Annotated in this window: 23 protein-coding genes and 4 pseudogenes; 13 read left to right on the top strand and 14 right to left on the bottom strand. The window is 37.1% G+C overall.

Translation table 11 applies throughout. The annotated features are described in order from the left end of the window. Window positions 1-57 precede the first annotated feature (57 nt). Entirely contained in the window at window positions 58-1,335 is a 1,278-nt protein-coding gene (locus AC1DEF_RS11365) for an MFS transporter (protein ID WP_318331238.1), read from the top strand. Between the two features lie 680 nt (window positions 1,336-2,015). Here the strand turns inward: AC1DEF_RS11365 and AC1DEF_RS11360 are convergent. Then, a complete protein-coding gene (locus AC1DEF_RS11360) occupies window positions 2,016-2,795 on the bottom strand; it encodes an SDR family NAD(P)-dependent oxidoreductase (RefSeq protein ID WP_255255805.1) in 780 nt (259 codons plus the stop codon). A gap of 432 nt (window positions 2,796-3,227) precedes the next feature. On the opposite strand from AC1DEF_RS11360, the gene AC1DEF_RS11355 reads away from it, so the two are divergent. Continuing rightward, the gene (locus AC1DEF_RS11355) at window positions 3,228-4,325 is read left to right on the top strand and encodes an L-dopachrome tautomerase-related protein (RefSeq protein ID WP_097825064.1); all 1,098 of its coding nucleotides are present in this window, start codon (window positions 3,228-3,230) and stop codon (window positions 4,323-4,325) included. A 318-nt stretch (window positions 4,326-4,643) separates the two neighbouring features. Here AC1DEF_RS11355 and AC1DEF_RS11350 read toward each other — a convergent pair whose 3' ends face one another. Both AC1DEF_RS11350 and AC1DEF_RS11345 read right to left on the bottom strand, forming a co-directional pair. Continuing rightward, the gene (locus AC1DEF_RS11350; RefSeq protein WP_097825063.1) at window positions 4,644-4,892 is read right to left on the bottom strand and encodes a hypothetical protein; all 249 of its coding nucleotides are present in this window, start codon (window positions 4,890-4,892) and stop codon (window positions 4,644-4,646) included. 820 nt (window positions 4,893-5,712) lie between these two features. Further along, complete coding sequence (locus AC1DEF_RS11345) at window positions 5,713-6,075, bottom strand: winged helix-turn-helix transcriptional regulator (protein ID WP_034655752.1); 363 nt, start codon at window positions 6,073-6,075, stop codon at window positions 5,713-5,715. Between the two features lie 205 nt (window positions 6,076-6,280). On the opposite strand from AC1DEF_RS11345, the gene hxlA (AC1DEF_RS11340) reads away from it, so the two are divergent. Together hxlA (AC1DEF_RS11340) and hxlB (AC1DEF_RS11335) are read left to right on the top strand one after the other, a co-directional pair. Beyond that, entirely contained in the window at window positions 6,281-6,913 is a 633-nt protein-coding gene (hxlA, locus tag AC1DEF_RS11340) for a 3-hexulose-6-phosphate synthase (RefSeq protein ID WP_097825062.1), read from the top strand. A 7-nt stretch (window positions 6,914-6,920) separates the two neighbouring features. Next, window positions 6,921-7,426: pseudogene (gene hxlB / locus AC1DEF_RS11335) on the top strand (6-phospho-3-hexuloisomerase). A 372-nt stretch (window positions 7,427-7,798) separates the two neighbouring features. Here hxlB (AC1DEF_RS11335) and AC1DEF_RS11330 read toward each other — a convergent pair. From AC1DEF_RS11330 to AC1DEF_RS11310, 5 genes and pseudogenes are all read right to left on the bottom strand, one after another. Continuing rightward, on the bottom strand, window positions 7,799-8,920 hold the full coding sequence (locus tag AC1DEF_RS11330) for an NADH-dependent flavin oxidoreductase (protein WP_097825061.1): 1,122 nt from the start codon (window positions 8,918-8,920) through the stop codon (window positions 7,799-7,801). A 167-nt stretch (window positions 8,921-9,087) separates the two neighbouring features. Beyond that, window positions 9,088-10,113: an LLM class flavin-dependent oxidoreductase gene (locus AC1DEF_RS11325; RefSeq protein WP_097825060.1), complete on the bottom strand. Its 1,026-nt coding sequence runs from the start codon at window positions 10,111-10,113 to the stop codon at window positions 9,088-9,090. Between the two features lie 156 nt (window positions 10,114-10,269). After that, entirely contained in the window at window positions 10,270-11,277 is a 1,008-nt protein-coding gene (locus AC1DEF_RS11320; RefSeq protein WP_097825059.1) for an LLM class flavin-dependent oxidoreductase, read from the bottom strand. Between the two features lie 31 nt (window positions 11,278-11,308). Next, complete coding sequence (locus AC1DEF_RS11315; RefSeq protein WP_097825058.1) at window positions 11,309-12,274, bottom strand: TIGR03571 family LLM class oxidoreductase; 966 nt, start codon at window positions 12,272-12,274, stop codon at window positions 11,309-11,311. Between the two features lie 20 nt (window positions 12,275-12,294). Further along, window positions 12,295-12,613 (bottom strand): annotated as a pseudogene (locus AC1DEF_RS11310) (ArsR/SmtB family transcription factor). A gap of 665 nt (window positions 12,614-13,278) precedes the next feature. Here AC1DEF_RS11310 and AC1DEF_RS11305 point away from each other — a divergent pair. Beyond that, window positions 13,279-13,368 (top strand): annotated as a pseudogene (locus AC1DEF_RS11305) (IS3 family transposase); the annotation flags it as partial. Window positions 13,369-13,494: 126 nt separating this feature from the next. Here AC1DEF_RS11305 and AC1DEF_RS11300 read toward each other — a convergent pair. The 3 genes from AC1DEF_RS11300 to hxlA (AC1DEF_RS11290) form a co-directional block, all read right to left on the bottom strand. Next, window positions 13,495-14,211 carry a 3-ketoacyl-ACP reductase gene (locus AC1DEF_RS11300; RefSeq protein WP_318331242.1) on the bottom strand — a complete coding sequence of 239 codons (717 nt, stop codon included), beginning with the start codon at window positions 14,209-14,211 and terminating at the stop codon, window positions 13,495-13,497. Window positions 14,212-14,348: 137 nt separating this feature from the next. Further along, a complete protein-coding gene (hxlB, locus tag AC1DEF_RS11295; protein ID WP_034655759.1) occupies window positions 14,349-14,906 on the bottom strand; it encodes a 6-phospho-3-hexuloisomerase in 558 nt (185 codons plus the stop codon). A gap of 7 nt (window positions 14,907-14,913) precedes the next feature. Next, window positions 14,914-15,561: a 3-hexulose-6-phosphate synthase gene (hxlA, locus tag AC1DEF_RS11290; RefSeq protein WP_016766128.1), complete on the bottom strand. Its 648-nt coding sequence runs from the start codon at window positions 15,559-15,561 to the stop codon at window positions 14,914-14,916. Window positions 15,562-15,783: 222 nt separating this feature from the next. Here hxlA (AC1DEF_RS11290) and hxlR point away from each other — a divergent pair, with 222 nt between their 5' ends. The 8 genes and pseudogenes from hxlR (at window position 15,784) to AC1DEF_RS11250 (ending at window position 21,497) form a co-directional block, all read left to right on the top strand. Further along, window positions 15,784-16,149 carry a transcriptional activator HxlR gene (gene hxlR / locus AC1DEF_RS11285; protein WP_318331243.1) on the top strand — a complete coding sequence of 122 codons (366 nt, stop codon included), beginning with the start codon at window positions 15,784-15,786 and terminating at the stop codon, window positions 16,147-16,149. 211 nt (window positions 16,150-16,360) lie between these two features. Beyond that, window positions 16,361-17,212: a YitT family protein gene (locus AC1DEF_RS11280; RefSeq protein WP_318331259.1), complete on the top strand. Its 852-nt coding sequence runs from the start codon at window positions 16,361-16,363 to the stop codon at window positions 17,210-17,212. Window positions 17,213-17,778: 566 nt separating this feature from the next. After that, window positions 17,779-17,961, top strand: a pseudogene (locus AC1DEF_RS11275) (phosphogluconate dehydrogenase (NAD(+)-dependent, decarboxylating)); the annotation flags it as partial. Window positions 17,962-18,038: 77 nt separating this feature from the next. Continuing rightward, window positions 18,039-18,542 (top strand): hypothetical protein, encoded by a 504-nt coding sequence (locus AC1DEF_RS11270; RefSeq protein ID WP_477727371.1) that lies wholly within the window; start codon window positions 18,039-18,041, stop codon window positions 18,540-18,542. Window positions 18,543-18,621: 79 nt separating this feature from the next. Next, the gene (locus tag AC1DEF_RS11265) at window positions 18,622-18,948 is read left to right on the top strand and encodes a dehydroquinate synthase/iron-containing alcohol dehydrogenase family protein (RefSeq protein WP_255255803.1); all 327 of its coding nucleotides are present in this window, start codon (window positions 18,622-18,624) and stop codon (window positions 18,946-18,948) included. A 74-nt stretch (window positions 18,949-19,022) separates the two neighbouring features. Then, window positions 19,023-19,535 carry a type 1 glutamine amidotransferase domain-containing protein gene (locus AC1DEF_RS11260; protein ID WP_097825057.1) on the top strand — a complete coding sequence of 171 codons (513 nt, stop codon included), beginning with the start codon at window positions 19,023-19,025 and terminating at the stop codon, window positions 19,533-19,535. A 99-nt stretch (window positions 19,536-19,634) separates the two neighbouring features. Continuing rightward, a complete protein-coding gene (locus AC1DEF_RS11255) occupies window positions 19,635-20,351 on the top strand; it encodes an SDR family oxidoreductase (protein ID WP_097825056.1) in 717 nt (238 codons plus the stop codon). Window positions 20,352-20,606: 255 nt separating this feature from the next. Next, window positions 20,607-21,497, top strand: a complete 891-nt coding sequence (locus tag AC1DEF_RS11250) for an aldo/keto reductase (protein WP_097825055.1) — start codon at window positions 20,607-20,609, stop codon at window positions 21,495-21,497. A gap of 142 nt (window positions 21,498-21,639) precedes the next feature. Here the strand turns inward: AC1DEF_RS11250 and AC1DEF_RS11245 are convergent, their stop codons facing one another. From AC1DEF_RS11245 to AC1DEF_RS11235, 3 genes are read right to left on the bottom strand one after another with little or no spacing between them, the layout of a single operon-like run. Next, window positions 21,640-22,728, bottom strand: coding sequence for a GerAB/ArcD/ProY family transporter (locus AC1DEF_RS11245; RefSeq protein WP_097825054.1), 1,089 nt, complete (start codon window positions 22,726-22,728; stop codon window positions 21,640-21,642). A gap of 31 nt (window positions 22,729-22,759) precedes the next feature. Continuing rightward, window positions 22,760-23,836, bottom strand: a complete 1,077-nt coding sequence (locus tag AC1DEF_RS11240) for a Ger(x)C family spore germination protein (RefSeq protein WP_477727370.1) — start codon at window positions 23,834-23,836, stop codon at window positions 22,760-22,762. 26 nt (window positions 23,837-23,862) lie between these two features. After that, entirely contained in the window at window positions 23,863-25,392 is a 1,530-nt protein-coding gene (locus AC1DEF_RS11235; RefSeq protein ID WP_477727369.1) for a spore germination protein, read from the bottom strand. Window positions 25,393-26,082: the final 690 nt, after the last annotated feature.

Below are 26,082 nucleotides of genomic sequence, written 5' to 3'. Positions count from 1 at the left end.
CTAATGAGTAAATGTGACTATTAGCATTGTTAAATATATAATTTTGAGGTGATTAAAATGAATGCGATTTCAAAAAGAGAGCAAAACACCAAAGGTCTTCCATCAGCTATGATTTGGGGCTATATCGCAACTCTAATTTTTATGGTAGGAGATGGTCTCGAACATGGTTGGCTTTCACCGTATCTTATTGAACATGGCTTAACCGTTCAACAATCTTCTACTCTCTTTGCAGCATACGGAGCTATATTAGCAATCGCCTCCTACTTTTCGGGTGTCCTTACAGAAGCATGGGGACCAAGAAAGGTTATGATAGCAGGCTTGGTTATCTGGTTAGTTGGTCAAATTCTTTTTATTGAGTATGGTCTAAAACCGCATAATTATGCAGTTATGTTACCAACTTATGCTATTCGAGGATTTGGTTATCCTTTATTTTGCTATTCGTTTTTAGTTTGGGTTACGTATCGCAGTCCTGACCGTATTTTAGCTACGGCAATAGGGCTATTTTGGGCAGCATGGAGTGGCGGTCTTTATGTTGTTGGAAGTTATTTTCCAGCTTATATGATTCCGAAAATCGGATATATCGGATTAATGTGGAGTGCGGTCGTATGGGTGTTAATCGGTGGATTAATTGGAGTTGTTGTTGTAAAAGGCCAAGTACATGAACGTGAGGGTAACGGCAAGGAAAAATTGAAAAATTTACTCAGTGGACTAACTATTTGTATTGAAAAGCCAAAAATTGCAATAGGAGGAGTTGTTCGTATAATAAACTCCACCGGCGTAGGTGCTCTTCCAATCTTTTTCCCTCTATACTTGTCCTCTGAATATGGATACAGTACAGAAGAATGGTTACAAGTATGGGGAACTATGTGGGTGGCCAATATCTCTTTTAACTTAGTCATTCCCTATATCAGTGATAAATGGTTAGGTTGGCGAAAGACAATTATGTGGATTGGCAGTGTCGGTTGCGGTGTAATGACTCTGGTTATGCTTTATACTCCTCAAATGTTCGGGCATAATTTCTGGGCATTAACTGTGGTAGGCATATTTTTTGGAATCGTTCTATGTGGTTATGTACCACTCTCTGCTCTAGTAAGTTCATTAGCACCTGAAAAGAAGGGCTCAGCTATGGCTATTGTAAGTTTTGGGGCTGGAATGTCTTACTTTATTGCACCTGCAATTGTAGGAACATTCATTGGTAGCATGGGTGTACACGGAGTCATGTGGATATTTGCTGGTTTGTATTTTGTTAGTGCTATTTTGATGATATTTATGAAATTACCAGGTGAAGAAAAACAAAACAAGAGCAGTTATTCACCTGAGAAACAAGTGGGTTGAAAGTAAGGACAATCAATATGGCAGACAGGCTTTTATACTGTTTTAACGAAGTACTTAAGTGAGTAGATGTCATATAACAAACATAATAAAAAAGTCCATGAAATTCAAATAATTTCATGGATTTTTTTATTTTCCTAATGGACAAGTTAACAGGTAAATTCTTTAGAGATGTTAGCAATGCATGAGGTATTTTATACTTCCATTTAAAGAACCTCTGCCTAAAGGGTATGAAAAGAAGAAAAATAATTGTAGGGATTTGCGATTTATGAGATATCGATATCAGATTCGATTTTATATGAATGGGGATGAGTCGGGGAAATTGAACGGTAGCAAGACCAATTTTGAGATTATTGATAATGTTTTCATGGGCGATGCTTTCTTTGTTGGTGGAGGAATGTACTTAAAGTAATGGGGAAGGTTAGTTGAAGAAGGAATTCTTTCCTTGGCTATGGATAACAGATGTTATAAAATCATACAGAACCCGAAGGGACAAAAGCGGAAGCGTGTAGATGAGAGGCGTGACTCTAGACAAGCTAGCGAGAAGGTTTGCTCTTTAGTCTTCTTGACGGATTGGCTTATAACCGCGCTGGAGCTGGACATCTCATAAAATATAAAAGAATAATCACAGGGACAGCTCTACTTCTTCAAAGAGGAAAGAATCCGTCCCTGTGATTAAAAACTTATTTTCTTTTGAGAAGCCAGTCTTGAAAATCGGTAGCAACTATTCTTTCACCTGTGATTCCCTCTGCAGCAGCTGAGGCTAAAAAAACAATCGGCTCGGCCATAACCCTTGGATCTAATAGCTGGAATTTTGATTCAATCTCTTTTCGAACTTCGTCCGGAATCATCCCGGTAGTAGTGGCACCACCCGGTAAAAGCATATTCACCATAATTCCATATTCCTTTAAATCTTTGGCCATTATATATGAGAGTGATTCAGTGGCTGCCCTCGATGGTCCATAAGGTACAAAACCCTTTCTTTTCATAGTCTCATGATTCATAGAAATATTAATGATTCGCCCATGACCTTGTTCCATCATTAAAGGAGCAAACCCTCGAGCTACTAAAAAATATCCTGTGAGATTGGTATCAATTAAATCTCGAAACCCCTCTGGTGTTACTTTAAAAAATGGCTGAGGCTCGACTAAAAAACGCGGGTTTACTGTCCTCATCCCAATTCCCGCATTATTGACGAGAACATCGAGCTTCCCCCATTCTCTTTTCACCCATTCGATCGCATTATTGACGGATTGTTCTGATCGAACATCCAAAGGAATTCCAACAGCAGGATAACCCTCGCGCTTTAATTTCTCTACTGCTTGATCCAATTTAGTTCCAACTCTAGAAGCTAACGCCACCGTGGCTCCAGCTTGAAGCAAAGCCTCCGCCATGAAAAATCCTAGGCCGCTTGAAGCACCTGTTACGAGGGCATGGATATTTCTTAACTCTTTTGTATTCATTGGCATTTTTCCTCCGAAATGTTATTAAACCACTGACTGATACAGTATTCTGTGTAATCATCACTTTTATACGAAATTTCTTTAAAAAGCAAAGCTATGATAAAAGAGTAGTGGACTTAAAATGCTAAAGAGGCAGTTTAGCTTAAATACATTTCTTCACAAAGTTAAAAAAGAGAATTTTCCTAATTTCTTATTTATAACAGCTTAACGTTGATTCGGGAATATTGAACTTCGCTACCTGCTAATTGAATTCTACTTTATCTGGAGACCTTTAAATTAAAATGTTTACTTTCTTCTGAAAGACTTATTAAATTTCGAAAACAATCAATTCAATCATCTTTTCGTATAGAAAAACTTATTAAGAAACACGCATTAGAAAAAATATAAATCATATATATGAGATATCCCGTTTGAATGTTTGAGGAGGTTATTATGAAACCTATGTTACCTAGTGAAAAATATTTTGGTAATTTAGAACTAGTTTATGCATTTTATGGGGCAATGCCTACAGGTGTTACTGTTTCAGAAACCGGTCGTATTTTCATTTGCTTTCCGAAATGGGGAGACGATGTTAAATTTACAGTGGCGGAAATTGTTCAGGATAAATTGCAGTCTTATCCTAATTTACAAACCAATTTGGTTAACTCCGAAAATATCACAATGACTTTCATCAGTGTCCAAAGTGTAGTTGCTGATGGAAGGGGAACGCTTTGGATATTAGATACAGCGGCACCCAATTTTTCTGAACCTATTAAAGGGGGAGCAAAATTAGTCTCTGTTGATTTAGAAACCAATACAATAAGAAAAGTATATACCTTTACAGAAGATGTTGTTCTACCTACAACTTATTTGAATGATGTCCGTTTTGATTTTCGTGTTGGAAAAGCAGGTTATGCCTATATAACGGATTCTTCTTCAAGAGGACCAGGAGCTATTATTGTCGTAGATTTATCAAATGGAAACGCGTTTAGACGGTTAAATGGAGCAAAATCAACTTCACCCGATCCCTATTTTTTACCGAAGGTAGAAGGTGAAATTTTGATGAATAGAAACATAGATGGCTCAACTTCCCCATTTAGATTGGCGTCTGATGGAATAGCAATTTCTCCCGATGGCAAAGTTTTATTTTTTTGTCCACTAACCAGTCGTCATCTTTTCTCGATTTCAACAGAAGTCCTAAGAGACCGAAGTATACCAGACAAAGATTTAATTTATCATGTGGAGTATTGGGGAGAAAAAGGTGCGTCTGATGGAATGATCACCGATGCAAAGGGAACTGTTTATGCTGGAGATTACGAAAACAACAGTATTCGTAAGATATTGCCAAATGGCATAATGGAAACTATCGCACATGATCCGAGAATTTTGTGGCCGGATACTTTTTCAATTGGTCCGGATCAATATTTGTATGTCATTGTGAACCAATTACATCGGCAGGCTAGATTTCATTATGGAAAAGACTTACGAGAGAAACCTTATAGTTTACTTCGTATCAAAATTGATGAATTTCCTGCTCCAACTTTTTCATAATAAAAATAGTCAATTAATTGTTTTCATTATATAGTGTAAAACAAACACGAGTAAGCAAGAAGTATTAACTTTATTTACTTCTGCCAAATAAAATCAAAATGGTTTACAAAATGGTTTAATAGAAACAGTTTATTTGGTTAGTGTTAAACTGTTCCAGGAAATTTTTTATAATATCGGTAAATTCAATGCTGTATTGATATTATTTAAATCCAAACTGATCTGTTCGTTTGTATCTCAAGTATGGTAGTCATCATAAGCTTATTTAATAATATGAATACCGCATACATATCTAGTTACCATAATCAAAATTATAGGTAGTTACTCTTTGATTCTCATGATAGGATCTTGGTCATGAAATCCTATACATAGTGGAACGTTAACTTTCATACTTTGGGCAACTGTCCCTAAAGCTGTACCTGTTCTTATAACTAGAAAGAGTGTTACAGCTTTTGCTTTTTCTGTCGTATCAAACCCATTCTCTTGATGAATTTGAGCAAATTCTCTATTAATAGGCCCTCCAATTTCGGCAATCCACTCACTAGCCCAATCATCATCATCTTCAGACAAACTGCTATATTCATCACAAACAAAAAATGTGCTTTCCCACTAATTATCCATGTCATATTCAAAATAAATAGCTTCTACGGATTGTTCGTTTGCTATATACAAAGCTTTTTGGAGACTACTCTTTAATTTTGTTTGAAGAATATCTAAAATTATATTCCGAATCCTTTCTGCTACGTTATCTCCTGCAATAGTAGAGCATATAATAAAGTTAAATCCAATCTACTACCTGACTGCTATAACATGCATCAGCATTTTTTTATATCTAATTACAATTTTATTGACTTACATATTCCACAAGCCAATAAACTTAAAAAGAGTGTCCTGGATGTTTATTGGCTTGTTATTTTAGGACTTAGTTTATTTGTTTCTTTTTTTCGTTTACCATTGTAATTATTACTATAGCATGGGCAATCTTCCCTCATGGAGATGATAAAAAAGAAGCTCAACAGAAAGAACAAGCTAGTGAAAATCTGCTACCACATAGAGACATTAAAACCTTCTTACCATAAGGTGGGGAGGTTTTAATGTTTGTTGAAAAGGATTAGAAAATCTCTTAAACATGTATGAATTATTACTATTACTGCATATACTAATGAACTCTTAACAAATCTATAAGTATAAATACTAGATAAATTTTCTGTTGATGCATGTAGGGTGACCTTCATATGTTTATTTTTTATCGAATTTTATATCGATTAATCAGGATAGCATGTTGTAAAGTACAATAGATGATTTACTCATCGTCGTAGCATTTAAATATTAAAACCTACATCAAGGTAAGTTATTATTGTCTTAAATCATGAAAAGAAACTTTTTTCTACTAAGTGGCTGATTTGTCTTCAGTTTCCTCTTCCAATACATTCACAATATAACCTTTTCCCCATTCATACATAGCATCTAAAATCGGTATAAGACTTTTTCCATGCTCAGTCAATGAATATTCAACTTTAGGTGGAACTACAGGATAAACTTTTCGATGTACTATTAAATGATCTTCAAGTTCGCGTAATTGATTAACAAGCATTCTTTGGGTAATACCCGGCATAAGGGATTTTAATTCACCAAATCGTTTAGTTCCTTCTTTACCTAGATGCCATAAAATTAACATTTTCCATTTACCACCAATTATTGAAAGTGTCAATTCTTTTTCACAGTTAAATGTTTTCTCTCCTAAATTTGGCATTTACTTCACCTCCCCCTTATTTTACCCTATAGTATACTTTTTATCACTATATGCAGTAAAAGTGTGTACTTTTAATTCAACAACATACTCAGTATACTGAGAAACGTGCTAGTGAGTAAATAGCTTTTCTAAAGGAAACATTTACATCGATATAATGACAGCCTATTAGCACAATATAAAATCATATTAAAAGGAGCAAATATAAATGAAATTACAATTAGCATTAGATCTTGTCAATATTCAGGGAGCTATTGAATTAGTGAAAGAGGTAGAAGAGCATATTGATGTTGTAGAAATTGGTACACCTGTGGTGATTAATGAAGGGCTTAAAGCAGTGAAAGAAGTAAAGGCTGCATTTCCTAATTTAACCGTATTAGCAGACTTAAAAATTATGGATGCAGCTGGATATGAAGTAAGCCAAGCATCTGCTGCAGGTGCTGACATCATTACGATTCTTGGCACTGCAGAAGACGAGTCAATTAAAGGCGCAGTAGAAGAAGCGAAAAAACAAGGTAAACAAATCCTTGCTGATATGATCGCCGTGAAGGATATTGCAGCCCGCGCAAAAGAACTGGATGAACTTGGCGTTGATTATATCTGCGTTCACACAGGTTACGATCTTCAAGCAGTTGGAAAGAATTCTTTCGAAGACCTTTCAACCATCAAAAGCGTTGTTAAAAACGCGCAAACTGCCATTGCAGGTGGAATCAAATTAGAAACACTTCCTGAAGTAATTAAACAACACCCAGATCTTGTTATCGTAGGTGGGGGAATTACGAATAAAGAAGATAAAAAAGCTACAGCACACGAAATGAAAAAATTAATTGAACAAGGTTAATTTAACAATGAAGACTACTCAATATTTAGCTGAGGTCGTTCAAGAATTAAGTCAAACAATCCACTTGATTTGTGATTCAGAAGCAGAGAAATTAATAAACCAGATTTTAGAATCCAAGAAAATTTTTGTGGCGAGTGCAGACAGATCTGGATTGATGCCTATGTAGTTGGGGAAACAGTAACAACTAATTTAGAAAAAGACGATTTATTAATCAGTGGTTCAGGATCAGGAGAAACAAAAACCTTAGTTGCCATTGCTGAAAAAGCTTAGGAGGTACAGTCGCAGCTATAACCATTTCTCCTGAATCAACCATTGGAGAGTTAGCTGATATTACTGTTAAATTACCGGGAGTCACGAAAGATCAATCTGAAGGTGATTCAGGACCATTCAACCAATGGGATCTCTATTTGAGCAAACAATGCTGTTATTTTATGATGCCTTAATCTTACGCTTTAGAGAGAAAAAAGCCTAGATTCTAATAAAATGTATGGTAAACATGCTAATCTCGAATAGAAAATAGCTTAAAATATATAGAAAAGACCACATTTTTTAATTTGTGGTCTTTTCTATATAATCTCACTTTATTCTATACGTTTACGGACGAGATATTTAAATCTATTACAAGATGTTAAAGTAATTATTATCGTTAATAAAATAAAAAGTCACCCAGTGTTTGCAGATTTTAAAAGGTAGATTTGTAAAAATTTATAGTAATTAAATATACGTCTAAAAGAGTTCCCTTTAAAATGTTCCGTCTTGTTTAGTATTCTTGTTTAGTATAAGGTATATTCTTATACTTGCTGAGCAAGGACAATTATCATCACGATCCCCATTTTTTGTTGAACAATTCAAGAAAGCAGAGATGGGATGAGATAAGTGAACTCCTTATACAATAGGAAGCCAGCCAGGGATGCCAGTATAGTACTCCCACATTTTATCAGAAATAGCCAGTTCTTTTTGATCTTTTTTAGATAATGTTGTACGGATTTTGTTTTCTTCACCGGCTTGTATTTTTTGTACCCACTGAGGTTCCATTATCAATTCCCTTCCTAAAGCGATTAAAGGTACACCTGTTTCAAATGCTTTCATCACTTCATCGGGTGTTCGCAGCATCCCAACACCCATCACAGGAACACGATCGCCCACACGTTCATGGATCATAACAACTCGGGATGTCTGATCGTTATCATCACGGATTGATCCGTTCCAAAAGCCGCCGACTGAAATATGGAGATAATCCAGATCTAGGTCCACTAACTTGTCCACTAATTGCAACGTTTCTTCCATAGTGATGCCAGGATTCTCTCTTTCTTCAGGCGATAACCGATAGCCGATGATAAAAGGTTTTGTTGCATGGTCTGAAACTGCTTTTTTAACAGCGTCAACTACAGCAAGCGGGAAGGACATACGTTTTTCCAGCGTTCCACCCCACTTGTCAGTTCTGCGATTTGAGTGTGGAGAAAAGAATTGTTGAATCAAATACGTATTGGCACCATGGATTTCAACCCCATCATACCCAGCTTCGATTGCTCTTCTGGTTGCTTCACCAAATGCTTTAATAATTTCATCGATTTCGTCTGCTGTCATTTCCCGAGGTACCACGGCATCGTCCCGTTCTGCTGCTACCGCACTCGGAGCGATTGGTTGACGATCGAGCAATTCTTCAGGCGGGCACATTCTGCCACCGTGAAAAATTTGTAAAATCGCCTTTGAACCTTTTTCCTGTATAGCTGTCGCCACACCTCTTAAACTAGGGATTAGGGAATCAGAATCCGCCCCAAATTCACCCGGGAATCCTTTTCCATTCCTGGTGACGTATGTGCATGCGGTGATTACAGCTCCTACGCCACCGGCACGTTCTTGATAGTACGCAACTTCTTCGTCTGATACTTCACCATTTTCATGTGCCGCCGTATTGGTCATGGGTGCCATTGTAATACGGTTCTTTATTTCAACTCCAGAACGGAAGGTAAATGGTTTAAAAGCAGCTTCATATTTTGTATTCATCTTTTTTTCTCCTTTTGTTTACATCAAGTTTGTTAAAGGGCTTTGCTATTGAGCAACTGGATAACATAGACTACAAAAATTTCTTTGACAGGCAATTTTTTATATTCTATATAAAAAATTTATGGAGATACATTAAAAGCTTGCCATAAGGCTCGTCCAGTTTTGACCTATTTTAGCTGAGTAATTTCTGCCAATATTTCATAGGAATGGAGGCGGGCCTTATGATCATAAACTTGGGCGATTGCCATGATTTCATCGGCTTGACTTTCATCCAGAAACTTTTCCAGCTTTTCTTTTACGATTTGAGGACTGCCGACAATCGAAGTTCCTAATTGATTCTCAAGGGCAGCTATTTCATAGTCGCTCGCTATATCGTTAATATTATCTACTGGCGGCTGCAATGGGACTTCCTTCCCGCGCATCAAATTTAAGAACTGCTGCTGCAACGTTGTAGCGAGCCACTCAGCTTCTTGATCTGTGTCGGCCGCAATGATGTTTAGCCCTACCATTGCATGCGGCTTGTCCAGTACTTTAGAAGGCTTAAACGAACGGCGGTACAGCTGGATAGCCGGCAGTGTGTTATGCGGCGAGAAATGGCTCGCAAATGCAAACGGCAGTCCAAGCTCTCCTGCCAGCTGAGCACTGTATCCGCTTGAACCTAACAGCCAAATAGGTATGTTTAATCCTTCACCCGGAATTGCTTTAACATGACTAGATCCTTGTGCCAGGGAAGGGTCAAAGTAATTCCGGAGCTCAGCCAGCTGCTCAGGGAAATCTTCTCCTAAACTTCTCAAGTCACGTCTTAATGCACGTGCGGTAAGCTGATCAGTGCCTGGTGCACGGCCCAAGCCAAGATCAATACGTCCTGGATATAATGATTCCAGAGTACCAAATTGCTCAGCAATAACAAGAGGTGCATGATTCGGTAGCATAATGCCGCCTGAACCTACCCGAATTTTTGATGTACCTGCTGCAACATGGGAAATGACTACCGATGTTGCAGAGCTGGCGATAAATGGCATATTATGATGCTCAGCGAGCCAATATCGGTTATACCCCAGCTTTTCAGCGAGCCGGGCCAGCTCCAAAGTATTACGAAAAGAATCAGCCGGCGTACTTCCATCTGCAATTGGAGAGAGATCCAGGATTGAGAATGGAATATCCGTAATTTGTTTTGTATCATTTTCAGGCATATGCTCATCTTCTTTCTTTAAAAATTCCGTTTCAAACCTATAAAAGAATTTACAGGCTGTTTTCTTTGTCTTCTTTTACTGCTTCAATCTAAATTACATTAATTTAACTGATTTAATATCTGCAGAAAATACATCCTTTATTAGACTAGACACTGTTTAATTCACTGTAGCCTGAGCCATAATTTCATAAGAGCGTAGCCGTGCCTTATGATCAAAAATCTCTGTATGAGCCATAATTTCATCAGCATCAGTCTTTTTTATTAACTCATGGAGCTGCTGCTTCACATCTGCAGGGTCCCCGATGATGGAAGTGAAAAGCTGTTCTTCAACCGCCCTGCGCTCATTATCGTTCCAAAGCTCATCCATATTATCAACAGGAGGCAAAATGGGCGAAGGCTGTCCGCGGGTTAACAAAAGAAATTTTTGATACATCGAAGTGGCAAGCCTTTGTGCCTCCTGTTTCTCATCAGCAGCCACCACTTGAACGGCTAACAGTACATAAGGCTCCTCCAAAAATTGAGACGGACGAAAAGAATCTCGGTACAGTTTTATCGCCTCCATCATATTACCTGGAGCAAAATGTCCTGCGAAAGAGAATGGTAACCCAAGTATTCCAGCTAATTGTGCACTATAAAAACCTGAACCTAACAGCCAAATTGGCACATTTGTTTTTTCGCCGGGAATGGCGTGAAAGCTAAATGAACCATTCTTAGTGGCTGTTCCTGTACCATAAAGATATGCGATAAGCTCCTCAAGCCGGGCATCAAATTCAGGTTCACCAGCAACCCGCTGCCGCAATATATTTGCTGTATATTGGTCGGTGCCAGGTGCCCGCCCCAATCCAAGGTCGATCCGGCCAGGGAAGAAGGTTTCTAACGTTCCAAAGTGCTCAGCCACGGAAAGAGGAGAATAATGGGAAAGTAGCATTGCTCCTGATCCAATATGCATTTTTTCCGTGACAGAGGCCACTCGTCCAATTACTATCGGGGATGCTGAACTTGCCATTCCTGCCCAATTATGATGTTCAGCAAGCCAAAACCGTTTATATCCCCACTGCTCTGTTTTCTTTGCTAGATCAAGCGTGTTTTGAAGAGAAAGTTTGGCTGATCCTCCCTCGACAATTGGGGAGGGATCTAGTACTGAAAGTTCTATTTTCTTTGTCATAGTTCTTCTTCCTTTTATACAATTTAATTTTTTAAAGCTGACCTGTACCTTTATGAGTTGGAAAGTAGGGTAAAACAAATTCTCCAAGTTCCTGGATTACTTCCTCTGGAGGACGCTTGGAAAAATACAGAACAAACGCCAAATGGTTGACACCAATCGCTTGAAATTGATGAAGTAGATCAACTAAACGGTTTCTTCCCACGGAATAGCCTAAGGGTATGGGGACAGGCATTTCATCCGGATTTTCCGATAAATTGATGAACAAGCTTTGAGAGAAGGGTTTAAAATCTCCTGGAGCATGAACTTCAGTTAAAGCACGATAATCCTGGATAAGCTGCTCCTGTTGAATAATGTTTCTTGGGTATTGAAGCCACCCATCCCCGTTCCTAGCTATCCAATTGATGGACTGATTGCTAAATCCAGTTACCATGGTAGGAATCGAAGATACAGGCTTTGGGATTAACCTCATATCTGTACCATCGATCAGCCCGGCGTGGCTGTGGATTGTCGGCTGATCCTCTTTTAACAGCCGGTCGAGAATTTCGAAATTTTCTTTGAATAACGAACCGCTTTCTTGCTTAAATATCCCTAAAGCTGTAAAGTCTTTTTCCCTGTCCCCTGATGCCACTCCCATAATCAATCGACCTGGAAACAATTGATCAATTGATGCAGCTTCCTTGGCTACCCTGACAGGGTGGCGCAAAGGGAGAACTACACTTCCTGTCACTAACGCAATGTGCTTCGTATAGGCAGCAAGATACGTCAAATAAATCCATAAATCGTACTTTTGGCCGTTATCATCAATATTCAAATTCTGCATCGTAATATCACGGAGCCATAATGAAGCAAAGCCATATTCCTCAATTTTACGGGCAAGCTCCAGCTGATTCTCCATAATCGGATTTTTAGACATCCTGGCAGTCGGGAGGATAAATCCGAGTGTCATTTTGTCTTTCTGGTACATGCTGTTATAGGCACGATGATTTTGAAACCTCACTCTTGTTCCTCCTTAAAAGGTTATATTTTTAAGCCTATATATTTTTCAAGCTGTTTAATGGTTTCCTCATTGCGTCGATAATAAGTCCATTGTCGGATTCGCTTCATTTCCACCATCCCGCTTTGTAATAGGATGGACAAATACTGGGAGGTAGTGGACTGTGATAGTTCTACTTTGCTACGAATATCACTAACACAAACCCCGCCATCAAAGCCCTTTTCTTTGATGACATGTGCCTGCGGGGAAAAATTATTATCAGGTTCTTTCAACATTTGCAGAATATTTACTCTGATTTGATAGAGCCTTGAAAATTTCAACTGCCTGTTCGTCATTTATCATAGTTAATTCCCGATTCAACGGTGTCCGCCCTTTCTGATCTTATTAAAATCTATTTTGTCTTTGAATGCGTATAAACCAATCGAACAAAATTATATCGATAATTCTCGATATATCTATATTATTTCCCTTTATACACAAAATCAAATTTTATGCTTTAGACAGAGCTAGGAAACGGCTTTAAAGGTACTACACAAATTAGCTTAGAGAACAGGTGGCGGAGAGATGAGGATTATTTTGCCCATTTTTTAAGTGGTTCGAGTTGTTATATAGCTTTGAAAAATCAAGACTTTAACACCAATTTAAATGAATATCGATTTGAGATTCTGGATAAATAAGGTTTTCTTTCTTGTCTACTGTAAAATCACTCAGTGTAAATATACCTTGTGATTCATAAGCTTCCTTAACTGTTCGGCTATTGCCCAGTTCTTCTTCCTATAACAAAACATAGTTTGTTATACTTAATCGTTTTGGAGAGAATTCATCTATAGGCGTCTTTCTAGGAGCTTTGTAAACTTTTTCATTACATCGGAAGCGCTTATAGAACAAGTAGTATTATCGGTATTTATTTGGATAATTTGAAATTTATTATAAATTATTATCATCTCAATTTATACGTTTTAGAAAATGGACATAATTCTATTCTCTTTTCCTTAATTGAGCTTTTAGATGAACTAAAACATAAAATAGACAATTACATTACTTACTATAACCATAACAGATATCAATGGAACCTAAAAAAGATGACCCCTGTATAATACAGAGATCATCTTCTTCAAGCTACCTAATATTTTTTTGAAAATATCCTTTACAAAGGGTACACTTTACAACTAGGTTCCTGCTTCTTATCCAATATAGACAAGAAGAGTCGATCGCTTCTCAAATTAAGGATTAGTTGACCATAATCCTGAAGTCTTTACTAGGACTCTTGGATGAAGCTTTAACCCGGCTACAAGCAGCTCTGCTAAATCTTCTGATTGCATAACATTTTCAGGATTTCCGCTGATAAGATTGGTTTCAATTGCCAAATCAGTTGCAACTGTACTTGGTGTTAAAGCCGTTACACGGATATTATGCTTTCTTACCTCTAGCATGAGTGATTCTGTTAGTCCTAAAACAGCAAATTTAGAAGCGCTGTAAGCACTTGTAACAGGTGCTCCTTTTTGACCGGCAGTTGAGGAGATATTCACAATATCTCCTGATTTTCTTTCAATCATATCAGGTAAAACAGCTCTTGTTACATTATATACACCCATCAAGTTTACTCGGATGATGTTTTCCCATTCTTCTGGAGTTAAATCAAGAAAACCGCCAAATTTAGCTATACCTGCATTGTTGATTAAAATATCAATAAAACCTAGGTCTGATTTGATATGTTCAACAGCATGATGGACTGCTTCAAGATCGGCTACATCTGCTGTTGCTGCTGAAACGTTCACATCATATTGCTTTAGTTCTGCGGTTACCTTTTCAAGATTTGACATCGTTAATCCAATCAATCCTAGATTAACTCCTTCTTTTGCTAAAGCAATCGCAGTAGCACGCCCAATTCCTCTGCCTGCCCCAGTAATTAAAGCAGTTTTTCCTTTTAGTGAAATCATGATATCATTCCTTATTAAAGAATTTTAGAATAATTGTTAATAATAACAAAATGATGTTTTAAAGAATAACCAAAAGACCGCAAAGTTTCTTTAGAATTTCTGCGGTCTTTTGGTTATTACATTCTTAGGACTATGTTTTATTCAAGATTGGCATGTTTTCCATACATCTTATTGGTATCTAACCCCTTTTTCTCCATGAATCTTAAGATGACGGCATCATAAAAAAGTAAAAGGGTCTGCTCAAATAGTGAGCCCATTGGTTGGATGGTTTTATAATCACCTTTTGATTGGTCTTTCGGTGATCCAGGCAATTTAATGGTGACATCGGCTAACTGTCCAATAGTGGAATCAGGGAATATCGTGACAGTTGCAATTTTACCACCAATGCTTTTTGCTTTTTCAGCCATGGAGACTAAGCTTTTTGTTTCACCGGATCCGGATCCGATGATTAAGATATCCTCTTTTTCAAAGTTGGGAGTTACCGTTTCACCGATTACATAAGAATCAATTCCCATATGCATCATCCGCATGGCGAAGGATTTGGCCATGAAGCCTGATCTGCCTGCACCGGCGACAAAAACCTTTTTCGATTCAAGTATCCCATTGACGAGTTTTTCAGCTTCTTCATCTGCGATTAAGTCAGCTGAATGATTAAGCTCTTTTAAGATTTCTGCCAAATATTGAGTCGTCTGCATCTTAGGATTAACCTGCTGTAACCGTTTGTTCTTTGATCATTTGTTGCATTTTGGCAGCAGCAGCTTTTTTATCAGCTTGTCCAGTAATCCCGCCGCCTACAATGACAAGGTCTGGATTTACTTTAATGACTTCTGGAAGTGTTTCTAATTTAATGCCGCCTGCGATGGCCGTTTTAGCGTTTTTAACCACACTTTTGATGGTTTGTAGATCTTCAAAAGAATTTTTTCCGACTGCTTGAAGATCGTAGCCCGTGTGAACACAAATATAATCCACGCCCATAGCATCCACTTCTTTAGCACGTCCAGTAAGGTCTTTTACCGCAATCATATCGACAAGGACTTTTTTACCTTGTTTTTTCGCTTCTTCTACAGCACCTTTAATCGACATATCTTCAGCCGTTCCAAGAATAGTGATGATATCAGCACCTGCTTCGGAAGCTTTCATCACTTCATATCCAGCAGCATCCATAATTTTCAGGTCTGCTAATACTTTTAAGTTAGGGAATGCTTCTTTTACTGCCTTTACAGCATGGAGACCTTCGTTGATCACAACCGGTGTTCCGATTTCTACGATATCAATATGCTCCTCTACTTCTTTTACCAATTCGATTGCTTCTGGAATGTTAACTAAATCTAATGCTAATTGTAATTCCATCTATGTTTCACTCCTCATAATTTTTTAAGTTTGTTGCACAGTAGTAATAATGCCCATTGCTCACTTTCATTTCTCCTGGCAACTGTAACCAATGCTCTTGTTAACGATGGTACCACGTTAGTATAATACGTATATTTAAAGTGTGAAAGTACGCACTTTATTTTTACATAGTGTTAAAAAGTATACTATGGGTTATTCTATATAGAAGTGGAGGTGAAACAAATGTCACGTATGCAGGACAAAATGTTTAATTGTGAAAAAGAATTAACGCTTTATGTTATTGGCGGTAAATGGAAAATGCTGATTTTGTGGCATTTAGGAAAAGAGGGAACGAAGCGATTTGGTGAGCTGAAGGCTCTTATGCCGGGCATTACTCAACGAATGCTTGTTAACCAATTACGCGAGCTAGAAGACGACCTCATTGTTGAACGAAAAGTCTATCCTGTTGTTCCGCCAAAAGTAGAATATTCATTGACCGAACAAGGAAAAAGCTTAATGCCAATACTGGATTCCATGTATAAATGGGGTAAAAACTATATGGAGAAAGTGATGGATACTCCTGCCAATAAAAGTGCGTCTATTAAATAACAATCGTTCTAAAAATAGGGAATTAAAACCACAAGTAGACTTTTAATAAGTCAAGACCTGTGGTCTTTTTATTTGCAATGATCCAGTCCATAAGGGAAATAAAGGAGTACAATCTGGAAAAAGGTAAATAATATTCCTGTGTTGTAAAGGATTATAGATGAACTGTTTTATAGTAAGGAATCAAGAATAATACATATTTTGAGGTGAGATGATGAAAAAATTTGTTGAGTATGTTTTTTTAACTTTTGGGGCGTCAATCGTTGCTATGGGATTAGAAACGATGTTAGCACCAAACGGGCTAGTAGATGGTGGTGTAACAGCCTTGTCGATTATGGCCAACGCTTTATGGGGAATCCCAATTTATTTTGTATTTTTGGGATTAAATATTCCTATCTTAATTTTTACAGCTAAAGAAGTGGGTAAAACCTTTGTCATTAGAACTCTATATGCAAATATCATTACTACCGTTGGTTTAGTACTATTTAAATCGATTCCTCCTATTACTCAATCTGAAGTATTAATTGTTCTATACGGTGGGGTAATCTTAGGAGTTGGGATAGGAATCGTTGTAAAATTTGGCGGTGCAATAGATGGCACTGAAATGCTGGCGATTTGGTTTAACCAACACTATCAATTTCCGATTGCCTCATTTTTATTAGTCGTAAATACTTTCATCTTTACGATTGCGGCGGTTGTCTATACATTGGAACAGGCCATGCTTTCTCTGGCAGTTTTTTATATAGTGACGAAAATGATTAATTATGTTTTAGATGGATTAAATCATGGGAAATCTGTCATGATCATTTCAGAAAAACCTGATGAAGTTGGAGATAGTATTATCAATCACTTAAATATCAGCATCACATTTTTATATGGAGAAGGCGGTTTTTTAGGAAAAAAAAAGAAGGTTATTTATTGTATTACGAACAGGTTTCTTTTTTCTAAATTAAAAAGTGTCGTTTTAGCAACAGATCCATCAGCTATTATGGAGGCGTCTTATGTTTGTGAAACATCTGGTATAGATAGGTCGCTTATACTACCGAAAGCAAATCCTTCTAAATAATAAAGCTTAATATTTGCTTATATTAGTTAGCCTCATGTTGATACTTGTGTATATCCCCATTATAAACCAATTCACAACGGTTTGATAAATGCCTGTGCAACCAAAAGGGCAAAGAGTCAGCAGTAAGCAAAAACATTACAACGAGTCGTGCCCCCAAGGATATTCCTTTATTTATCATGAGTCGATAAAACTATTTTTAAAATAATGACTCTAAGGAAATTTTGAAAGATCCTCGTAAATAACGAAGATCTTTTTATTTTAAATCCTCTAACTGAAAATCTCACAACACCATATAGTATATAAAAGTATACTAAGTGAATTTTTAAATATTATATAACAAAAAAGTGCGTACTTTTAATTATTTGTTGTAGATATTATACTAAGCCGCAACCAATCTTTTTTAAGCCGCAATTGTTAAGGTGAAAAGGAACATATACATTAGGCCTTTTAATAGGGGATTAAAGAATTCTCCTTTGTATTTTGAAAACAAGATCGGATTTAAGATAAATCTAATCTTTATAAACTGTAACAATATAAAATACACTTGTTAGGTGGAAGTTATACAGCATTATTCAGGAGAACGAAAGTGGACAGTGGAAAATGCCTTAGATCTGCAGGCAGCCCCTCCTGTGATCGCCATGTCTCTGTTGATGCGCTACCGTTCTTTAGATCATGACACCTTTACAGGGAAAGTGGTTGGTGACCTTCGGAACGAGTTTGGTGGACATACAGTTGAAAAAAGCGATTAAGTTAATATGAGATGGATTTTAGTAAACAAGATGATTGATATTAAAAGAATCCGTAAGGTGAAAAAGGGAGTGAAATCATGAACGTAATGGATGCAAAAATCATTAGTACCCAATATGGTTTGGAGACCTATTTAGACGTTGTAAAAAGTGTTGATGTAAGAGGTCTACATTATCCTACAGAGACAGAACCCTTTTTTGAGATCACAGTAGGGATAGAGTATTTTCTATTAAAAGAAGAACGATATTATGACAGTAGAAAGAATTTTTTTCGTATCCGTATGAATTCCGATTTTGGTTCCGTAACGCTCGTAGAAACAAAAATGGAAAGTTTATTTGCAGTGAAAAATGCAGGGGAGAAAGACGCAACAAAGGAACTGATTGGAGAATGGCTTATAAAGACCCAGGCTTTCAAACAAGTTATAAATGAACTGATTGTTCAAAAAAAAATGGAGGACGTTCAAACAGAGGGGGATATTCAAGTAGTATTAGGAACCATAAGGTTCTTGGAGAAATTACTCGAAATCGAAGCAGAAGATATAGTAAGGGCCATTGTTAAGAGAGAACCTGAGTATTTTCACTAGTAACATTGAAGATGATGGAAACACTTATGACGTACTCTATTTTTAAAAATGAATAAGGGAACCTTAAAATGCACTCTACTTGCCATATGTGATTGATTATAACAGAAAGGTGGAAAGCTCAAGATATGCGGATATTACGAGGATTCTTGGTTTAACCGGAAATACGGATGACGAATTGATCGACTCGTTAACAGACCTCATCCGTCGTTCAAACAAATCTTTAAACCTGCCATTAACACTAAAGGAATTTGGTGTGAGAGAAGCAGAATTTGAAAAACACCTGAACCAGATGGCAGCAGGAGCTGTTGAGGATCCTTGTACTCCATCCAATCCACGAGAAGTACCGGTGGAGGATATGAAAAAAATCTATATTGCGGCTTACAACGGAGATAAAATCAACTTCTAATAAAGATAATAAGAGCATGGTACGTAAATGAATATTTTTAATTCTGTTCTATAATTTTAAGGAGGTTAATGAACATGAGCAAAAAAATCGCTACACTTATAACAAACCTATTTGAAGATGTGGAGTACACTGAACCAGCACAAGCCTTTAAAGAAGCTGGTCATGAAATTATAACGATTGACAAACAATCAGGTAACGAAGTCACTGGTAAAAAAGGCACAATCATAAAAATTGATAAATCTATTGATGAAGTTCATCCTGCAGACTTTGACGCGTTGCTTATACCTGGTGGATTCTCTCCCGATTTATTGCGTGAAGACGATCGTTTTGGGGAATTTGCAAAAGCATTTATCCAAGACGAAAAACCCGTTTTTGCCATTTGTCATGGACCACAAGTGTTAATCGATACAGACCTTTTAAAAGGTGTCGACATCACTGGCTATAAATCCATTCGCAACGATTTGAAAAATGCTGGTGCAAATTATAAAGACGAAGAAGTTGTCATTAACAAAAATATTGTAACAAGTCGAGAACCAAAAGATATTCCAGCATTCAATCGTGAATCACTAAAACTTTTAGCTAAATAACAATGGTGATGTAAAAACTTAAATATTTTTAACTTACGGATTCTGTAATCAGAATCCGCAAGTTGGTCATACAAACGTATGAATAAAGGAGGTATTCCGTTGTCATTAAAAGGAAAAAGAGTGGTTATTTTAGGAGGTACATCTGGTATTGGTTTAGCCGCTGCTAAGGCGTTTCTCGATGAATCCGCTCAAGTCATTATTGCTAGCCGTTCTGCTTCAAAATTATCTGACGCAAAAGTGAAGATTGGTGGTAACGTAGAGGGCTATGAAATCGACTTTCGCAGCGAGGAAAAGGTTGCTGACTTTTTCAAGAAGGTTGGAAAATTTGATCACCTAGTGGTGACTGCAGGTGAAGGCGCAATGGGTCACTTTAGCGAACTGCCTGTTGCAACAGTAAGAGAGGCTTTTGATAGTAAGTTCTGGGGGCAGTATATTTCGGTTCGTGCTGCTCTTCCATACTTGAATAATGAAAGTTCTATTACATTAACTTCGGGTGTATATGGGGTGCGTCCTCCTCAAGGTGCAACGACTCTAGCTTCCATTAATTCAGCAATCGATGGATTAGTACGAGGACTTTCAGTAGACCTGGCACCTATCAGAGTAAACGTGGTATCACCTGGTATTGTTGACACTCCTCTTTATGGCGGAATGTCAGAAGATCAAAGACAAGTTATGTACCATGGGATTGCTAAGCAATTACCTGTCGGACGTGTTGCTCAACCTAAAGATATAGCTGAAACCTATGTTTACCTAGCGAAAAATGGGTTTACAACTGGCACATCCGTTCTTATCGATGGAGGAGCTCATCTGATCTAATCCATTGATATCAAAGTCGATTGATAAATTGATTTAGAATAGAAGTGGTGAGGATGACTCGAAGTGTCAGACACTTATAGGCCATCCTCACTTTCTTTGTTTTTTGCACAGACGGAAGCAGAAATGGCTATATCATGCAATAAAGAATGGATTTGTTGGTTACGGAAATTCTAAATATATGCGTACTTTATACGTAGAGACGTTAACAGTCTACTTCTATGATAACCAAATACATAAAAGAAAGGGTCGAGCCTAATGGATGAAAAGAAAAGAGTGGAAATTAAAAATGCATTAGCCAAACACGTGGTAACCCTACCTGACGGCACTTCTTTACCTAGTGTAGGACAAGGAACATGGTACATGGGGGAAAATCCTCAAGTGAGAGACAAAGAAATAAAAGCCTTGCAGCTCGGCGTAGAATTGGGCATGACACTTATTGACACTGCTGAAATGTACGGAAATGGCGATTCTGAACGCTTAGTTGGCGAAGCCATTAAAGGACGCAGAAATGAAGTCTTTTTAGTCTCAAAAGTGTATCCCCATCATGCAGGTTTAGATATGATTTCAAAAGCATGTGAAAACAGCTTAAAACGACTCGGAACAGACCACTTGGACTTATATCTTCTTCACTGGAGAGGACGTGTTCCTTTAGAGGAAACAATTGAAGGAATGGAAAAACTACGTGAAGAAGGGAAAATTTTAAGATGGGGCGTCTCTAATTTTGACACGGTTGATATGGAAGAGCTATGGAACACTGAGAATGGAAAAAATTGCGTGACGAATCAAGTGCTATACCATTTAGGTTCAAGAGGAATCGACTTCGATCTCTTACCATGGCAGCGTGAACATAACATGCCAATCATGGCCTATAGTCCCCTTGCTCAAGGAGGCTCTTTAAGAAGACAGCTTTTAAACGATCCAACTATTCATGATATTGCTGACAAATACAATGTGCAACCATTACAAATCGCTCTTGCTTGGACCATCCGTTCGAATAACGTCATCGCTATTCCAAAAGCAGTTCAAGATGAACATGTTTTAGCAAATGCTGAAGCAGCAACAATTGAGTTTACTGAAGAAGATCTCAGTAGAATTGATCAAGTATTTCCTAAACCTACTAGGAAAATGCCATTGGATATTATTTGAAAATCCACTTTAAAAAAGGACTCTTGTTGGAGTTGCTGACAATCTAATAGGAATTTCAAAAAAACTGTGTAGAATTTATTCCATACAGTTTTTTTATCGGGGAAATTTAATATCCTTATCGAATTATTCTCGCATCAAAACTCTATTTAGTTAGTTTTTGTTTAATGTTAATCGTTAAAAAGAGAAAAGGGACATACAAATATATAAAATAGAAGCCGACAGATGAGTATAAATTAGCTAATCGTTCTATCTGTTTATGGCTCTCTAATACATTAGAGAACAAAAAGAATAAAAAGAGGCAAATGAATAAGCTGATACGTTGTTTGATATTTACTAACTTTTTTAGTCCGCGGCAGACTGTCCATAGATGCTGGCTAATATGAGGCAATACGACAAGGAAGCATAAGGAAACGACAATATATTCAACTCTTTCTATGAAAGGCATTTCCGCAATTTTAAGTAAAGTTAAGGTCGGCCAAATCGTATGTTTGAGATGCTCTTCATTAAAGAAAGCAAAAGTAATGATTGTTAGGAAAAAGTATAGGAAGATTGTAAACAAAACTCCGAAATGAGCCCATTTTTTTGATTTTTCAGGATTCTTGATAAATGGATAGAACATGAGTAGAGTCTCAACGCCAAGAAACTGAAACACCATCGTTTTAGATGACCCTAATATTTCCTTAACCGAGTGATTAAAAAGAGGTAGTAAATGATTGAATTGGGCAAATTCTAAGGAAAAGAATAAAAGGGGAAACAGAAAAACAAAAGGTATAACTGTTCCCCAGAAACACATCCCGGTAATCCCACGAAACCCACTGGAAACAATGTAATAAAGAAGGAATAGAAAAATTACGCTTATTTGCCATGTCTTCATTAAAGGAAACATCCAAACTTGGACAACCTCAATATAGAGACGGAAAACAATCAATCCCACTACAAAAAAATAGATGATGATAAAAACGTTTAATAACCCGCCAATCCATTTCCCAAAGTAAAATTGATGGATATAAATGATATCGTTATTAGCAATTGTAAGAATGCGATATATCATCCAAACTAAAACATGAATACTTATACCGGATAATAGGACGGAAATCCATGCATCGTAACCGGCACTCCTTATAATATCTCTTTGAAAACTCATGATTCCCACACCAATAATATTAGAGTAAATCAGAAAGAAAACGAAAAATGGAGATACTGAAAATCGTTCATCGGTTAAAGTGTGCACCTTATTCCTCTCCTCTTCAAAAATGAAATTCTTACTCTCCGACACCTGTTTGTATAATATTCACCTTTGTATTGACTGTAGTTTTGAGATGGGGATACATATCCTGAAACCGGATATAATTCCACTTTCTTGATTTTGCTCTAACCATGTCTCCAAACCCGATAGGATCTACTTGGTATTCTTGAAACAACGAGATTAATTGCTGGACTTCTTCATTAAAATGATCATTCATAATTTTTTCCATTTTTGGGATATCTTTATTTGCGGTTACATTAAGCCAAGGCGGGACATCTTTTATCTCAGTATTCATCGTTAAATCGATAGATATGTTCGGAACTTGATCGGTTTGACTAATTGTATAATGAGCTTTTGCATCCAGATTTTTTAATGAAATAAAACCATTCTTTTTATTTTTATTGATTTTGATTTGATAATGTCCATTTTTGGCTCCGCCAATTAGCATTTTTGCAATAAATGACTGGTTTAAATTAATATGATTTATATACTTACCATTCTTAAATAAAGCTAACCCATTAACGTGGGCTTTTCCCTCCTCTATGGTAAAGTAAGGCAAACATGGATCCTTGCCTTTACTATAAAAATTGTCCAGAAACAGGTGTAAATTCATTTTTGGCAAATTTCCATTCTGTATATTCTGATCAATTTTATCGCCTAAATGGAAAGGAAAGTTTGTATTTTTACCTGATATTAATATATTTTCTGCTGTATGTTCGGCTATACCCAGCTGCACTCGACTTCCCACAGCCGGATCCCGTTTAAGGCTTTCTATAATCGGATCAATCCCTTGTTTTGCCAACTTCTTGCCGAACACTACTAAACGTAATTGGCCTATTTCGATTGGATGCGCAGACTTTGTATTCAATCTCGGGAGGATATCATCATAGGAAGCAGATTTTGTCGTCAAGATATTTAATTGGGTTTGTCCTTTTTCTGTGAACGTAGGATAGATAGCCGTTCCCTTGATTTCATCCTCATGCTGATCATAACCAATCGATTCGATAATCTGAACTTGATCAATAATTCTTTCATTCTCGCACCCAGTTAGGAAGACAATAAAGCTAATCGCAAAGAAAAAACGTGAGTTCATACCTCACCTCATCTATTATTTTCTGATCAATTATCAAAATCGTTTTTCTTTTTGATCTGGTCACTTGGATGATATCTCCAAAGTGATCGAGGACGTAAATAACTTGGTCTTTTTGAAGTGACATTATAGGATGAACGTATAATGCTATCCGCCAAATCTTTACGCCTAAATGGATATAAGGGAACGGTATAGGGTGTACCTAATGATTCTAAACGTGTCAGATGAGCGATCAAAAAGCTTATTCCTAAAACAATCCCTAATCCGCCCCATATGGATGCTAATATGATCAAAGGAAAACGTATAAAGCGTATGGTGTTCGACATTTTATAAATCGGTGTAGTAAAAGAAGCCAAAGCAGATAAGGCAACAATAATAAGCAACACATTGCTTGTAAGTGCTGCTTCAACGGCGGCCTGGCCTATTACGATGCCACCTACGATTCCCAGCGTTTGTCCTACCTTAGTAGGTAACCGTGCTCCAGCTTCACGTAAAAGTTCAATTGTCAATTCCAAAAAAATCACTTCTAATACCGGTGTAAACGGAACGTTATGACGTGAAAAGCTAAGGGGACCAAGTAACACTTTTGGAATCATTTCATAGTGATATGTCAAAACAGCTATGTATATAGAGGTTGCAAAAACTGAGAAAAGCACACTAAAGATACGTATCAAACGAAAAAAAGACGCAATAATCCAAGGTAAATAGTAATCTTCAGGCGAAATAAAAAAATCCAGTAATGTGGAGGGGCCCGTGACGGCATAAGCCGATCCATTACTAAAAACAGCTACTTGTCCGCTAATCAAAGCAAAAACCGTTCTATCAATACGTTCCGTGGATAGAAGTAGCGGAAAAGGTGTTAAGGAATTATCGGTTATGATTTGATGAAGCTGAGAGGAATCAAAAACCACATCAAAATCGATATTTTGTAATCGTTGAGTCATCGTTTGAATATGCTGCTCATTTGTAATCCCTTCAATATAAGCGATGATGACTTTAGTATGTGACATAGACCCTATGTGAATGTCTTCGATAATTAAATTAGGTGTACTGATTTGCTGCCTTAGTAAATGTATATTGATATCGACATTTTCAACAAATCCGATTTGAGGTCCTACGACGCTGAACTCATTTTCAACGTTATTTTGCTCACGCAACCCAACTTTTTCATTGGATAAATTAATTAATGCACACTTATAATCATTTTCTTTTATTTGCAGAATAGCATACCCTTTAAGGAATTTCGATTCGATCACTTCAATGTTGTCTGTAATCAAAATATCTTCAATGGGAATCGTATTCCTAATATCCTCAATGTTCTTTAGGTGACCAATATCAAAAGACGGTTCTTGAAAAACATATAATACTTTGCACTGAAATTGTTCTCGATCAATTAGTGTGTTGTAGTAAGAAAGGATGAAATGTCCCGGTTTATTTATAAGTGAAAGTTGCCCGAAATCACTGGATTTTTTTGCTTTAGTAAATAAATGGTTAATATCTTGAGGACCTATTGCTTGTTTATCATTTTTATTTTTTAAGAACTGTTGTTTGAAGAACATATAATCACCTCATCACTTAAAGCCATCCATGGTTATCTATATTATGGTATTAGGGTGAAATTTATATTCAAGTATTTTTTTTGCCTAAAAGGTTTACTATTACAGAGGGTACTGTAAAAAAGTCCCTGTCATTTGGGATGAAACGATGAATCATCGACATGATTCATTAAAAGGTCCTTATATAAAATTGGAATTTATAAACTGTTCGTAAAAGTACAATTTGATTCCTGAAATCGGGCCTTCTGCCAATAAAATAAAGAGAAATATCAGATTGGGTATCTCTTTCGCTTTTTCCCATATCCCATACCCTCTGCCACATGTTTGACTTTTCATTCATCCTACTGCTTACACAGATGACATAGGGCTTACCAAGTTCCACTTTCCACAGATACAATAGGGGTAGGTAGGTTCTTTACTCCGGGTAAGATGCGGGACGCATCAGAGCAGCATTATGATTCTACTTTTCCTCTTACCAAGACCCAAGCGAGACTTATGCATTATCTTGAGCTAAGAGTTACGAAGCTTACAAACCTTTACTTTCGTTTACCATACCTATCTTCTCCTAGCAGTATTCTGGACCATGCATTTATCCTCTCTTTTCACATTTCCTCATGCAACCGACAGACTCTTTACCAAGCATGACGTTTCGGATGGAGATCATCTTTGCGTCTAGATGAGTAGCGTTAGCTA

It is taken from the genome of Priestia sp. 10L35, from assembly GCF_056395685.1.
The sequence above is the reverse complement of the archived record's forward strand: the minus strand, read 5'-3'. Positions and strand labels throughout refer to the sequence as shown.